The organism is Streptomyces sp. NPDC087420 (assembly GCF_044744165.1).
In the GTDB taxonomy this organism is placed as follows: Bacteria; Actinomycetota; Actinomycetes; order Streptomycetales; family Streptomycetaceae; genus Streptomyces.
The window spans coordinates 1-13,830 of the sequence record NZ_JBIUXU010000024.1; the positions used below are offsets into that span (position 1 = coordinate 1).

At 68.8% G+C, this 13,830-nt stretch carries 11 protein-coding genes and 1 pseudogene; 4 read left to right on the plus strand and 8 right to left on the minus strand.

The features are described from left to right. The 4 genes and pseudogenes from ACIO1C_RS34460 to ACIO1C_RS34475 form a co-directional block, all read right to left on the minus strand. On the minus strand, positions 1-809 hold an 809-nt coding region (locus ACIO1C_RS34460; protein ID WP_401871402.1), incomplete at its 3' end, for a DEAD/DEAH box helicase. A gap of 249 nt (positions 810-1,058) precedes the next feature. Next, positions 1,059-1,262 (minus strand): cold-shock protein, encoded by a 204-nt coding sequence (locus ACIO1C_RS34465; protein ID WP_401818435.1) that lies wholly within the window; start codon positions 1,260-1,262, stop codon positions 1,059-1,061. Between the two features lie 891 nt (positions 1,263-2,153). Then, positions 2,154-2,525, minus strand: a pseudogene (locus ACIO1C_RS34470) (dihydrofolate reductase); the annotation flags it as partial. Positions 2,526-2,559: 34 nt separating this feature from the next. Beyond that, on the minus strand, positions 2,560-2,898 hold the full coding sequence (locus tag ACIO1C_RS34475) for a MerR family transcriptional regulator (RefSeq protein ID WP_401871405.1): 339 nt from the start codon (positions 2,896-2,898) through the stop codon (positions 2,560-2,562). A gap of 2,364 nt (positions 2,899-5,262) precedes the next feature. Here ACIO1C_RS34475 and ACIO1C_RS34480 point away from each other — a divergent pair. Continuing rightward, positions 5,263-7,281 (plus strand): PA14 domain-containing protein, encoded by a 2,019-nt coding sequence (locus tag ACIO1C_RS34480; protein WP_401871407.1) that lies wholly within the window; start codon positions 5,263-5,265, stop codon positions 7,279-7,281. A gap of 1,216 nt (positions 7,282-8,497) precedes the next feature. On the opposite strand, the gene ACIO1C_RS34485 is transcribed toward ACIO1C_RS34480, so the two are convergent. Next, positions 8,498-9,139, minus strand: a complete 642-nt coding sequence (locus ACIO1C_RS34485) for a hypothetical protein (RefSeq protein WP_401871409.1) — start codon at positions 9,137-9,139, stop codon at positions 8,498-8,500. Between the two features lie 303 nt (positions 9,140-9,442). On the opposite strand from ACIO1C_RS34485, the gene cutA reads away from it, so the two are divergent. Continuing rightward, a complete protein-coding gene (gene cutA / locus ACIO1C_RS34490) occupies positions 9,443-9,760 on the plus strand; it encodes a divalent-cation tolerance protein CutA (protein ID WP_401871411.1) in 318 nt (105 codons plus the stop codon). A 1-nt stretch (position 9,761) separates the two neighbouring features. Here the strand turns inward: cutA and ACIO1C_RS34495 are convergent, their stop codons facing one another. Beyond that, a complete protein-coding gene (locus ACIO1C_RS34495; protein WP_401871413.1) occupies positions 9,762-9,893 on the minus strand; it encodes a hypothetical protein in 132 nt (43 codons plus the stop codon). A gap of 310 nt (positions 9,894-10,203) precedes the next feature. On the opposite strand from ACIO1C_RS34495, the gene ACIO1C_RS34500 reads away from it, so the two are divergent. Next, on the plus strand, positions 10,204-10,512 hold the full coding sequence (locus tag ACIO1C_RS34500) for a histidine kinase dimerization/phospho-acceptor domain-containing protein (protein ID WP_401871415.1): 309 nt from the start codon (positions 10,204-10,206) through the stop codon (positions 10,510-10,512). A 101-nt stretch (positions 10,513-10,613) separates the two neighbouring features. Further along, complete coding sequence (locus ACIO1C_RS34505) at positions 10,614-12,344, plus strand: GAF domain-containing protein (protein WP_401871417.1); 1,731 nt, start codon at positions 10,614-10,616, stop codon at positions 12,342-12,344. Positions 12,345-12,468: 124 nt separating this feature from the next. On the opposite strand, the gene ACIO1C_RS34510 is transcribed toward ACIO1C_RS34505, so the two are convergent. Together ACIO1C_RS34510 and ACIO1C_RS34515 are read right to left on the minus strand one after the other, a co-directional pair. Beyond that, a complete protein-coding gene (locus ACIO1C_RS34510; RefSeq protein WP_401871420.1) occupies positions 12,469-13,131 on the minus strand; it encodes a response regulator in 663 nt (220 codons plus the stop codon). A gap of 66 nt (positions 13,132-13,197) precedes the next feature. Beyond that, complete coding sequence (locus ACIO1C_RS34515; protein ID WP_401871422.1) at positions 13,198-13,659, minus strand: Crp/Fnr family transcriptional regulator; 462 nt, start codon at positions 13,657-13,659, stop codon at positions 13,198-13,200. Positions 13,660-13,830: the final 171 nt, after the last annotated feature.

The following is a 13,830-nucleotide window of genomic DNA, read 5'->3' on the forward strand; positions in this document are numbered from 1 at the left end:
AGGGTCGCCGAGAACAGCATCCGCTGTCCGTCGGGGCGCACCTGGTCGAGCAGCGCGGTGACCTGGGGCATGAAGCCCATGTCGGTCATCTGGTCGGCCTCGTCGAGGACCGTGATGGCGACCCGGTCCAGGCGGCAGTCGCCGCGGTCGATGAGGTCCTTGAGGCGGCCCGGGGTGGCGACGACGATCTCGGCGCCGCCGCGCAGCGCACCGGCCTGCCGGCCGATCGACATGCCGCCGACGACCGTGGCGAGCCGCAGTCGCAGCGACCGGGCGTAGGGGGTGAGCGCGTCGGTGACCTGCTGCGCCAGCTCGCGGGTGGGAACGAGGACCAGGGCCAGCGGCTGCTTCGCCTCGGCGCGCTGTCCCGCGGTGCGGACGAGCATGGCCAGGCCGAAGGCGAGGGTCTTGCCGGAGCCGGTGCGGCCGCGGCCCAGGACGTCCCGGCCGGCCAGCGAGTTCGGCAGCGTGGCGGCCTGGATGGGGAAGGGCTCGTTCATGCCGAGGCTGGTGAGCATGTCCGTCAGCGCGGACGGCATCTCCAGTTCCGCGAAGCTCGTCACGGCGGGCAGCGCGGGGGTGAGCGTCACCGGCAGGGCGAACTCACCCTGGACGGCGGAGGGGCGGCGCCCGTAGGAGCCACCGGAGCCACCGTTGCGGCTCGAACCGCCGGAGCGGCCGGGAGCACCCGAGCGGGTGGGAGCGGCGCCCGAGCGGAAGCGGCCGGCGCCGCCGTTACCCGCGGAGCCCGTGCCAGATCCTCCCGTACGAGTACGGGAGTAGCGGTCGTTCGTGCGTGTGCGGTTCAATTCCGAACCTTTCTCGATGCGGCACGTATCGAGAATTCTTGGCAGAGGTGGCCGCACAGAGAATCACAAGAACGAGCCGGAAATTTCGTTGAACGAAGCCACGCCGGGGCGAAAAGAGCCTGAGCCGGCGTATTTGGTCTCACGTCGCCCGAGGCGGCCGTTGCGGCGGTCCGGGCGGGTCCTGCAAAAAGCAACGAGCTGGGGTCCGCATCCCAAGGAGCGGACCCCAGCTTGTCATGCGCCTAAGCGTCAGGCGGGAGTAATGTTCTCCGCCTGCGGGCCCTTCTGGCCCTGCGTGACGTCGAAGTTCACCTTCTGGCCCTCCTGGAGCTCGCGGAAGCCCTGGGCGGCGATGTTCGAGTAGTGGGCGAAGACGTCAGCGCCGCCACCGTCCTGCTCGATGAAGCCGAAACCCTTTTCCGCGTTGAACCACTTGACGGTGCCACTGGCCATTTTGATCTCCTTCGGGGCAAAACCCTGAGCTTCGCACTGCGCGAAACTTGATCGCCACAATGATCACCCACCCGGAAACCTGACCGGAAATACATAAGCGCCTTACCCGAAAGAAAATCCGGAACGAAAACGCTTGAAGTCTTTGGGATCCACAACTGCAACTGAGACAGACACTAGCATGAACCAAAGAGCCAACCAAAGAGCCTTGCGAGGCATTCCATATCGTTCCACCAGGCGTTCCATAAACCCTGACCGCGCATTGGGTAAATATCTATGCCTGCCGCGATAGCTTCAAGTCCGTGAGCAGAACAGAACCTGCGGTTCCCGGCAGGGGCATGCTGCCCCGGCCTCTTGGCCGCCGAGCCGCATGGCGCCTTGCGTGACCTGAGGAGGTCAGCAGAGTGACGGGCCGGCTCCTGAGATGAGAATCGGGTGCCGCCGGTACCGGCCTGGAGGGCGTGAGCCCCCGGTCGTGCAGCGGCGGGGCGCCGGGGATCCGCGCCCCTCGTCAGCGCCGCGGGGTGTTCCGCCGTAGAGCAGAACAGCGAGCAGCAGGCGCCACCCTCTTCGCCCTTCGTCGCCGCGGCGGCGTTCCGCCCGGCGCTGGCGCCATGCGCGGCGAGAAAGGCGCCTCGCCCCTTGGGTGTTTGGATGTCGCGTCGAACCTTGTCGAGCACGATCTACTCCCGCGCGGTACCGGCGCCAAACTGATCGAACGACGATGGAGGGCTACACCAGGAGCTATACGATCTGCACTGGCACTTGCCGCTCAAGTCCCGTTCCAGATGCGATGCAGCCGCCGCGGAGCTTCACCCCCTCAAGAGCCCTCAGCGTTCCAATCCCTCTCGTCGCAGGCGAGGTGGACTCTCTGTACGGACCCGTAAGGGCGGGAACGCGGTAGCGGAGGTAGACGCTCGCGAGCTGACGGTACGGGTCTCGAAGAGTTCGAGACCCGCCTGACACTCGCGTCGGGGAAAGTACGGAATGCCACCGCCGACCAGCACCGGGGCCGGTACCCGTCGATCAGCCCCGACGTGGCGGCCTCGGCCGCGAGAGCCGCGCCGTCGATCGCGATGCTGCCGTCCCCCGGCTCGGCTCGCAGCGTTCGTTTTCCTCTGCCAAGCCGCCGGAGGCCAGCCGGGCATAGCCCTGCACCGCCGACATCGTGGCGGAGAAAACCACCTTGGAGAGTCGCTTCCAGAGCGCGGCGCACGCAAGCATGGACGCGTCGAGCGACGCATCCTGATCGGCGGTCTCCCAGTGCTACCAGAGCGCCGTCTGCCGGTGGCCGGCCGCCTCAGGCCGCGGTCGTGGGATTCGCCGGTTCCGCCGCGCGGTGGTGTTCGGCGTTGATGCGCTGGGCTTCTGTGAGCTGGTCTTCGAGGATGACGATGCGGCAGGCGGCGTCGATGGGGGTGCCCTGGTCGACGAGTTCGCGGGCGCGGGCGGCGATGCGCAGCTGGTAGCGGGAGTAGCGGCGGTGTCCGCCCTCCGAGCGCAGCGGGGTGATCAGGCGGGCTTCGCCGATGGCTCGGAGGAAGCCCTGGGTGGTGCCGAGCATCTCGGCGGCCCTGCCCATCGTGTAGGCGGGGTAGTCGTCGTCGTCGAGACGCCCGTAGGAGTCGTTTGCTGTCATCGCACCTCTCTGTGGAACGCGTGGAGGGGCCTTGGTGCCGATTGGCACCAAGGCCCCGAAGGAACTGCTACACCATCCGCCGGCCCTCATGCTGCGCCGGCCTTCTGTGTCCGCACGGCCACCCGGGGGAGGGTGGGGAATGCGGGGATCGCGGTTGCTTGACCGGAGACCACCTCACTATCGATGTCCTGCGGTACCCGGGCTCAAGATTTCCGCCCGGGCGATCCTGATGGCGCTCGGCTCCTCCGTTCTTCCCTCTTGATCAGCCTCTACCAACGGGTACTTCGCACTGCCTGTACTGCGAACTGCTGATGGCCTGTCACAGCACCACTCTCCGGCAGCCAGCCCCGTCGCCCGTCCTGCTCCTGCTCTGGCTTAGAACCCCACTGCCGAACTTCCCGGTACGCGCGCCCGCAGCCGACGCCTTCACCGAGGTACCACTCACCTACTCCGCTGCTGAGCACTTCGCACTGCTTGTACTGCTCACGGCGGCCCCTGATCACTGCGGGCCACCCGGTCCGGTCGCCAGTCCCGTCGCCGTCCTGCAACCACTCTGGCTTCGCAACTCCACCACCGCACCGCCCTGCACACCACAACTGCTCTACTCCTGCCCGGCAGTTCTCCCTGCCAGGCCCTGCCGTCTCTCTGGGCTACGAGAGAAACCATAACCACACAGCCACTCAATGTCTACTCCAGCCGACACAGATTTCCGCGCGTTCGGCGGCGAGGTAATCCACCGCGAAGCCAGGCTGGAAGGACCGGGTGGAAGCGGCCCAACGTGGGGCCAGAAAACGCGGACTCGGAGGGTCTGGCGGCCTGCGGCCGCAGGGACAGCACCACCGATCCGTGGCCTGGAAGAAAAAAATCTGAGAGATGATCTTCCCCTGAAGGCCCACCGAGGGCACGCGAAACCGCCCCAGCCCAAACCCCTGACCAGCGCAAATCCCCATCCGACCTGGCAGGGATCTTGGGTGGACCTCATTCGGGACGACAGACGCCCGCTCTCACTTACCCAGCCGACGACGCGTCGGCAGCATAGGGATGGACGTACCGGCCTTCGTTGAAGGCGTGAACCAGGATCCGATCGCCATGGGCGCAATGCCGAGGGGCACCCACCGCGTCCTCGTCGACCCCATCCGTCGAGTCGTGAAGCGGAATCATCGGGAGGAACATCCGGGCCGTCGGCGGCCGCAAGGCCCTCCCGGACCAAGCCGGGGTGAAGTTGCACCTCACACTTGTCCACCGTCCACCCGGCCAGCAGCTCCGAGCGCTCCAGCAGTTCCCCGACCACCGAACGAACCGCCTCCTCTGCGAACTCCAGCGCCGGAGCATCCACGAAGATCCTCAGCAGTGCCCCGCCCGGATGGACGGCCACAAGCGACTAGTGGAGGTTCGCCTCCATCCCGCCCAGGCCCTCGATGCCCTCCACCGAGTCGAGCCCGGATTCGAGGATGGCCACCGCGCCGGCGCGTTGCAGAGGGGGTCCGTCTCCGGAGAGTCCTGCGGGATGTGGGTTTCCACACCCACGACATAGGTCACGACGAGCAGCGTGGCAGGAGAGGACCACGCCGCGCGGCGAAACAGCCCGTTCGTGGGCATCCTTGCTCCCGCAACCTCGATCTCCCGGCACAAGAGTGCGCACACGCTACGGGGCAGATCCGACAGCTCATCGCACCTCAACGGACCACCTTGACCACGGCGTGTCCCAACCGTGCCCTCCAGACCGGACAACCCCAGTCAACAGCGGTGCAATCCGGTCTGCGCGAGGGGCCATTGGCGCCCCCGTTCTCGCAGGTCAGACAACACATCGGCTTCGCAGGACCCGGTGATTCCCAAGCTCAGAGCGCGAGTTCGATTCTCGTCACCCGCTCCACGCAAAAGCCCCAGGCCAGCGGCCCGGGCCTTTTTTTTGTCGTCCGGACCCGTTCAGGGGCCCGACCGCGGCGCGGGGCCGGCGCCACTTCCGTCCGAAGGAGGAGCGCACAAGCCGGGGGCATCTTCGTGGTCTGGTTGTACGTCGAAGAGATGGTTGGTTGCGGATACGAACCAGCGGCTCAACGCTCCCACCACTCCGGGTGGGAGCGGTCCTCGCGGGCGTACCAGTCGGTGGCCGGGCTCGTCGTCTTCACCGACGTCCCGCGTGACCTGATGCGCCCGGCCGCGACCCCGGCTCGGGCCTGCTCCGTCCGGAGGCCCGTCGGACGGCCGTCTGCCCGGGATCCGGCGTGGCCGGGAACGGGGGGATCCTGCGATCGGTGCGGAGGAGGAGGAGAAGGAGTAGCCGGACCGGATCTACAACCAAATGAGGGTTCCGAGGGTCACCTCCTGGTCCAGTTGATCATTGTGGGAAGGATGCCTCTTTCTGTGAGACCCCGTAACCGGTTGAGCGGCGTCAGCGCGGCGGGTGTCGTCTGCGTCGTCGCGGGCACGCTGCTCAGCGCCACGGCCACCCCAGCCATCGCGGAAGTGAGTTGTACCTCTCCGGCCTGGAAGGTGCAGTTCTACGCCAACACCACCTTCAGTGGCACCCCCAAGTTGACCACCTGTGACAGTGCCGTCAGCGAGAGCTACGGGACCGGTGACCCGGCGGGAGTCACCCTGCCCCGGGACAGCTTCGCCGTGCGCTGGAGCGTCGCCCGCGACTTCGGCTCGGGTGGTCCGTTCACGTTCTCGGCCGCGTCCCAGGACGGCATCCGCGTCTACCTCGACGGCGTCCGCAAGATCGACCTGTGGCGGAACGTCTCCAGTACCCAGAGCAAGACCCTCAATCTCACTGTCCCTGCCGGGAAGCACACCCTGCGCGTCGACTTCGTCGCCTGGACCGGGTCCGCGAACGTCAAGTTCTCGTACGCCCCCCGGAGCACCGCGACGGTCGACAAGGTCCGGCCACTCGCCCCCACCGCGGTGACGGGCAGGCTCGACCATGCCACCGCCAAGGCCGTGGTGTCCTGGGGGCGGAACAAGGAGATGGACCTCGCCGGCTACCGCGTGTACCGGCGAGAGTCGGGCAAAACCGCTTGGAGCTATGTCGGTGTGACCACCGGCACCTCGCTCGCCAACCTGCCCACAGACGCCGGCCGCACCTACTACTACGAGGTCCGGGCGTACGACAAGGCCGGCAACGTTTCCGCGGGCAGCGCGGACGTACCGGTTACCAGCATCGCCGTTGGCCCACCGGCCGGACTGGCCGCGCAGGGCCTGGACGCCGGCAACAAACTGACCTGGAAGGGGGCGCCGGGAGCGGTGAAGTACTCCGTCGAGTGGCGTGCCACCGACGGCAGCATCCGCTTCCTCGGCGCGACGACCACCCCGGGTTACACCGATACCGCGGCACCCCGGTCCGAGAAGCGGACGTACCTGGTGCGGTCCCTCGGCGGGGCCGGCCGGTACTCCGGCTATGCCGGTGTGGAGGTCTCGCGCCCCGTCGCGGCGCCGCACGAGGTCACCGCCCGGGCCGACGCCCATCGGGCGGCACTGACCTGGAAGGTCAACTCGGCCACGGGCGGGGCCTACTTCGGCTACCACGTCTACCGCTCCACGTCCCTGCCGGTGGACACCACCGGCGAGCCGGTGCGGTGCGACGCGCGGTTGACCACTCTCGCGGACGGCCAGAAGCAGTACAGCTGCACTGACACGACCACAGCCGCCGAGACCACCTACCACTACGTGGTGAAAGGCTACGACAGCGGCCTCCACGAGTCGGCCGCCTCCGGCACCGCGTCCGTCACCACGCTCGTCTCCGACCGCGACCTCACCCCGCCGGCCGCCGTCAGCGGGGTCACCGCCGAGGCGACCGAGTACGGCATCACGCTGAACTGGAGGGCGAACACCGAGTCCGACCTCGCGCGGTACGTGGTCTACGTCGGGACGGTAATGCGCGGGGACGACGGCGAGACCGTGTGCAGCGGTACGGAGTACGCCTACCTCAACAAGTCCACGACGCACTACCTGTACTCGGCGAAGCCGAACGGCGGCGAGCACTGCTTCTGGATCGACGCCGTCGACACCAGCGGCAACTCGAACTACCGATGGACCAAGGCGGCCGACGTCAGGATCGTCACCGCGCTGGACCTGACGCCGACCGTCCCCACTCCCCCGGGTTCGCCCCTGTACCTGAACGCCCAGACGGGGACGCGGAGCGCGGTGGAGCTGTCCTGGAACGCGGTCGAGGGGGCGACGGGCTACCGCGTGTACCGCTGGGACCGGGCTGCGGCCCGGTACGAGCCGCTGACCGGTGCCGACCCGCATGCGTTCACTTCGTACACGGACACAACAGCGGCCTCCGGCACGACTCACTACTACTGGGTGACGGCTGTCCTCGCCGACGGTACGGAGACCGCGCCCGGCGCGGACTGGGTCCCGACGCCGCCGACGGCGGACTGACGGTCCGGGGGTCTCACGGGTGTGGTGGGGGCCGATACGGATTCCCGCCCCGGCGACTTCCGCGAGGCGGTGGGAGCGGCAACCCGCAGGGCTCATCGGCGTGATCGGTGAGCCCTGCGGCGTGCGGGACGGGCCGGCCACTGATCCGGGTGCCCGTGAGGAAGTTGCCCGATCGTCGTCGCCGACCAATCGGTCTGCCGGCGCTGCGGCTGCGGACGCGTTGATCCGCTGGGCAGCCTGACAGGTCAGGGCCATCGGGCCGTTGTCCGCAGCGCCTTGTGGCGGCCGGGCTCCGGCGAAGGACGACCACCGACGGCGGCGTTCACCGCGATCTTCATCGTGCCGTCGAAGCTCGGAGCGCCCGGCGAACACCTCCCGATCGACCTTTGACGAACGCTCCTTGCGCTTTCGACCGGATCGCGGAGGAAACATCGGTCAACGGGAGGGGATGACCGACTACGACCTCCCCAGCCCCGCAGACGTACGTACAGACATGTTGCTCAGAAGGTGTCTTGCTCACATGTGCGCTTGCCTCCGAGCGGCGCGCGAAGAGTTCCACGACAATGCGGTGAAGGCAGCTGATCCCTGGGGTCTCCGTGCGGCAGTTCCCGTTGGGCGTGGGACACGCCTGCCACGGCTTCCGCGGTTCGGGAAGCGCCCGTCCTCTGTGCCACCGGCGGCGTCGGCGTCGGCGTCGTCCATGGGATGCGGTGCGGGCCGGACCGCTGCCGCATCCCATGGACGCCTGGTCAGTCGAAGAGTCCTTCGACGACCTCTTCGGCGACCTCGCCGCCGATCTCTTCGGCCGTCTCTTCCGCGATCTCCTCGATGAGTTCCCCGAAGATGTCGTCCATGTGTTGAATCCTTCTCGTCGGCGTGGCTGACCCGTGGCACGCGTGAGGTGGCCGCGGGGTCCTGAGCATCCGTTCAACGTGCCGCTCGTGGAGGCGAGTTCCCAGAAAATCTTCCTTGTTCGGCGGCAACCAGGTCCACCGGACCGGCACGCCGGCTGACCTCCGTGACCTGGCCGGGGTGGTGCGGCGTCCCGTTCGGGTTCGAAGGAACCTCACTGGATCAGCGACGCCGGAGCAGGGGCGCAAACGGCGGCCAGGATGAGGGTTCCGCCGAAGGCATGGCGGCACGATTCAAGGCCTCCGCGAACTCTGTGCGACCCCGATGAACCAGTTCCGAACCCTCCGTTCGCTATCAGCCCCCCTCACCCAGCCACAGACGGGGGCTCGGTGGCCCTGCTGACGTGCTGGGCGCGGCGTCGGCGTCGGTCCTCCTGCTCGGCGTCGTCGATGGCCTCCCACTCGTCCCGCTTGGCGGCCAACGACTCCCGGGCCTTGGTGAAGGCGGGGTTCGGCTCCGGTAGTTGTTCCTCCCGCTGCCACGCCCCCACGCAGTCCACAGCGTGGGAGACCACCCCGCGCAGCACCCACACGCGAGACCGGCCGTGGAACGCGTACACCAGCCCGCTGTCCCAGGCCTCCAGCAAGGTCATGGCCTCGTTGAGGCGGCTGCGAACCTTGCTGTCCCGGATGACGCCGATCGCCAACCGGGCGGGTGCGATGTGGTCCTGCAACCTCTCGTCCCACGTCTGCCGCGCCACCTTGAGCGCGGCGGCTGCCTCGGTGGCCATTCCCGGCTCTCGGTCGTCAGGAACACTCCGAACATGCTGGTGAAGATCACCGAAGGCTGTCGCCAGCGTGACCACGGCCTGGTCCTGCTTGGCCTCGCGCCGGGCCTGGCGGGTGTCCTCCAGCGCCTTGTTCTGTGCCTGACGGGTGCCGCTGTACGTAGCGGCGGCGCCCACCAGGGCGCCGACGAGTCCGGAAACGGGGGAGATCCAATCCATGCGTCACAGTCTCCCCCGACGGTCAACAGGGCCAGCCGCGTTGGCCGTTGATCGGGGTGGGGTCAGACGGTGGCGACTTGGTCAGCCTCGGCCGGCGCGCAACACAGGTAGGCGGCGAAGGGGGCCTTGGCCTCGTTCTTTTCCTCAAGGATGACCGAGACCTTGGCAATGGTGCGTACGCACTCGCCGCCGCTTGGACCGGCCGGCACAAGCCTTTCCGACCCGACAGTGGCAAGGAGAGCAGGCAGCCTTTGCTGTCCGGCCGGGTACGTTCCCGGGGACGCCGTACGAAGGAGACCAACTGTGGTGGAGTACCTGACCGTTCTGACCACGACCGACGCCGCCGAGAAGGCCCAGGCCCTGGCCGTCGGCGCGGTGGAGGCCAAGGTGGCGGCCTGCGCGCAGATCGACGGGCCGATCATCAGCGTCTACCGCTGGGAAGGCGCCGTACGGGCCGACCAGGGGTGGCGGGTGCTGTACAAGACGACCACCGAGCGGTACTCAGCCCTGGAAACGCACATCAAGAACGACTACGACACACCGGAAATCATCGCCACCCCGATCACGCACGGAAGCGATTCCTACCTGTCGTGGGTGAGCGCGGAGACCGCCACGGAGTGAATCAGGCGGCGAGGGTGGTGCGGATGTTCTCGCCGAGTTCCCGCGCCGCACCGTGCTGTTGGGGAAGCGGTTCGGCAAGGGCGACAAGGCGTTGGTGCCCCGTGGTCGTCGGGGTGGCGGTTGCGGCCTCCACGAAGCGGTGCCCCCACTTCCACGCCTTGGTCCTGATTCAGGTCACGGCGGCGGAGCCGGGAGTCGGTCGACACCATCAACGGGTCCAGACGCAGACGTTGCTAGAAACGAAGCCAAGCCTGCCCGGCGTCAGGGTCGGCGTAAACGAAGGCAGTGGTGGCCCTGCCCAGGGCACGTACCGCGCCCTCACGGTCACCGATCACGGCCGCCTCTTCGGCTTCGCGAGCAGCTGGCCACGAACGTGCTGCGGCAATAACCGGCCCCGCGTACGTGCTTCTGGGCGGTGGCGAGCATGTCCTGGGCCTTGTCCGATGCCACCGCGTACGAGGCGTAGCCCATGGCAACAGGGCCCGGGCGGCGGAGGCCGCCGGGCCGCCGCTCGCCAGCGGCGAGATCGCCATGCCGGAACCGCTTCCGGACACCGACCCCCCGTCGCCAACATCCGCGGCCACGCCGAACTCGCCCTGCGCCACCACGGCCCCCTACCCACCGAAGTCAGCCACGCCCTGAACCGCATCGACGCCGAATCGCGGCGCATGACCCGCCTCGCCGACGACCTGCTCCTCCTCACCAGCGCTCCGGGGCACCCCACCCTCCACGTCAGGTTCCCGGCGCCGTAGCGCGTCCGAACCGTGTGCGACGCGACGTCGGCAATCAGGGGGCGGTCTATCGTGGCGCGTGCCGTGTTCCACCGGGCGATGGGCAAGTGGCTGGAGGATCTGTGCGGACAGACGGGAACGGCGCGACGGACCAAGGGCTTCCGCGGTTGCGGCTGGACGAATTGCTGGAGGAGCTCCAGGTCCGGATCGAAGCCGTACGCGGCACCCGTGACCGGGTGCACAGCCTCCTCGAAGCGGTGCTCTCGGTCGGCCGCGAGCTGGATCTGCCCCAGGTGCTGCGGGGCATAGTCGAGGCGGCGGTGGTGCTCGTGGACGCGGAGTACGGCGCGCTCGGGGTGATCGGCGGCGAGCAGCGGTTGTCGGAGTTCATCACGGTGGGCATCGACGACGAACTGCGCTCCCGGATCGGCGAGTTGCCCAGCGGGCACGGCCTGCTGGGTGAGCTGATCCGCCACCCGGAGCCGTTGCGCCTGGCGGAGCTGGGCGGCCACGAGTCGTCCTCCGGCTTTCCCGCCAACCATCCGCCGATGCACTCGTTCCTCGGTGTGCCCATCCGGGTGCGGGACGAGGTGTTCGGGAATCTGTACCTGACGGAGAAGCGCAGCGCCCGGGAGTTCGACGCGGAGGACCAGTCGGTCCTGTCGACCCTGGCGGTCGCGGCCGGTGTGGCGATCGAGAACGCGCGCCTCTACGAGGAGGGACGCAACCGGGAGCAGTGGCTGACGGCCAGCGCCGAGGTCACCAACAGCCTGCTCTCCGGTGCCCCCCGTGCGCAGGTGCTGGAGCTGATCGTCGAACGCGCCGGACAGATACTCTCCGCCGACCTGGGGCTGGTGGCCGAACCTCTCGCGGGTACCGGCGGCCTCCGCACCGCCCTGGTGGTCGGGCAGGACGCCCAGACCCACAGGGGCCCCGCGCCGGAGATCCAGGACGGTTTCGTCAGCGCGGCGTTCGCCAGTGCGGAACCCGTCCTCAGCGTGAACATCGCCACGGACGAGCGCGTCATCGGCTCCGAGTCCCGCTGGGCGGGCATGGGGCCGGCCGTGGCGGTCCCCCTGGGCACCGGGGACCGTGTACGCGGGGTGCTGCTGCTGGCCCGCACCGCGGGGCGCGAACCGTTCGCACGTACGCAGTCGGCACCGCTGCTCGGCTTCGCCGGACAGGCCGCGCTCGCCATGGAACTGGCCGAACGCCGCAGCGACGCCGAGCAGATCGCCCTGCTGGAGGACCGTGACCGTATCGCCCGCGACCTCCACGACCTCGCCATTCAACGGCTGTTCGCCACCGGTATGACCCTCCAGAGTGCCCAGAAGTTCGACCAGCACCCCGGAGCCGCCGAACGCATCGAGCGCGCCGTCAACGACCTCGACGACACCATCAAGATCATCCGCTCGACCATCTTCGGCCTGCGCGTCCAGCAGTCGGGCGGGTCGGACGACGGCGTACGCGCCCGGATGGCGTCCGCGGTCGACGGAGCGGCCGCCGCGCTGGGCTTCAGCCCGGCCGTACGTGTCGAAGGGCTCGTCGACACCGAGGTCCCGCACCACATCGCCGATCACCTGATCGCGGTGCTGGTGGAGGCCCTCAGCAACGCCGCGCGCCACGCGGCGGCGCGCACGGTGGACGTTCATGTCACGGTGAGGGAGGGCCGGTTGACGTTGAGCGTGGCGGACGACGGCACCGGCATCCCGCCGAGGGCGGCGCGCAGCGGACTGAAGAACATCGCGCGGCGGGCGGAGGAACTGGGCGGCACCTTCACCCACGACTCCCCGCCGTCCGGCGGCGCCCGACTGGTGTGGCACGTGCCGCTGCGGGACGTGTCCGCTGCCTGACGATCCGGCTCGTGCGGACCGTGGAAGGGGCAGCCTGACGATCCGGCTCGCCCGGACCGTGCAAGGGGCTGCCCGACGATCCGGCTCGCCCGGACCGTGCAAGGGGCTGTCCGTACGGTCCCCCTCAGGGCGGCAGTACCGACTGCCGGGGAGGGAGCGCCGAGGGCAGGCTGTGCCTGCGCGGTACTCCGCCGGTCAGCAGCCGCGAGATCCACGTCCGCACGCTCTCCTCCGACAGGAACAACCTCCGGCCGATCTGCCGGTCGGTGAGCCTGTCCCCGATCAGGACCATGAGGTGGCGCTCCTGGGCCGCGAGGCCATTCGTACCGTGGTCCCTTCCCTCAAGGGTCAGGCCCTCCAGCAGTCGCGCGGTGGTCGTCCGGTCCAGCATCGAGTGGCCGGCGGCGACCGAGCGTACGGCGGAGGTGAGTCGGGTTCCCCGGATCTGCCTCAGTACGGAGCCGGACGCGCCGGCCAGGACGGCGTGCAGGTGTGCGGTGTCGTCGTCGAACGAGGCGAGCGTGAGCAGTGAGAGCGCGGGCTCGGCGGAGCGCAGAGCGCGACAGGAGACGATGTCCTCGGTCAGCCGGACGTTCACCACGGCCACGTCGGGATGGGTTACCGGGACCCGGACCAGGGCCTGTTCGACGGAGTGCGCCGTACCGACCGTGATCATGTCCGGTTCGGCGTCGAGCAGATCACCGAGCCCCTGCCGGACCGCCTCATGGCCGTCCACGAGGAACACCCGTATCGGATGCCGTTCCGAGAAGGCGCCGACGGCGGCCATGGCAGTTCCCTTGTTCTCGAACAGGCGGACGGGTCGGGGCGGCAGTCACCCCTCGCGGACATCGGCTCAGGGGGCGGGTCCGCTGCCGTAGGGGCCGTACAGGTCGAGCAGCCGGGTCCTGGTGGTGTGCAGCCGGAGGGAGACCACCTGGCCCACCCACAGGGCTACGGCGGCGCCGAGGACGGGGTCGTCCTGGCAGAGGAGACGTGCGGCGACGGCGTCGAACTCCCATGCGCGTACAGGGGTCATGGCCTCCGCACCCAGATGCCACACGAACGGCGCGAACAGCCAGGACCACCCGACGAGCTGCCCCGCGCCCAAGGTCTCGATCACGGGGGAGCGACGGCCCGGCACATGGATGTCGAGGGTGACGCAGCCGGTACGCACGGCCCAGAAGCGGTCGGCACGGTGCCCCTCCTCGAAGAGCCGGGTGCCTTGGGGGATGTTGACCTCGCGGGCGAAGCGCATGAGCCGCTCACGAGGGGCGGCGGGCAGGGCGCTCATCAGGGTGGCGGCCTTCGTCGTCATCGCTTGTGTCTCCTTGTCGCGGATTCCCGGCACGGCGGGAGTCCCACCAGATTCCGGCCCGCGATCTCATCCCTTCCAGGGCTGTCCGGGTACGACCGGAGGGCCGAACGGCCCTCATGTGCCGGCCGTGATCAACCGCGTGGTGATCCCGGGCTGCCCGCAGGCCTCCAA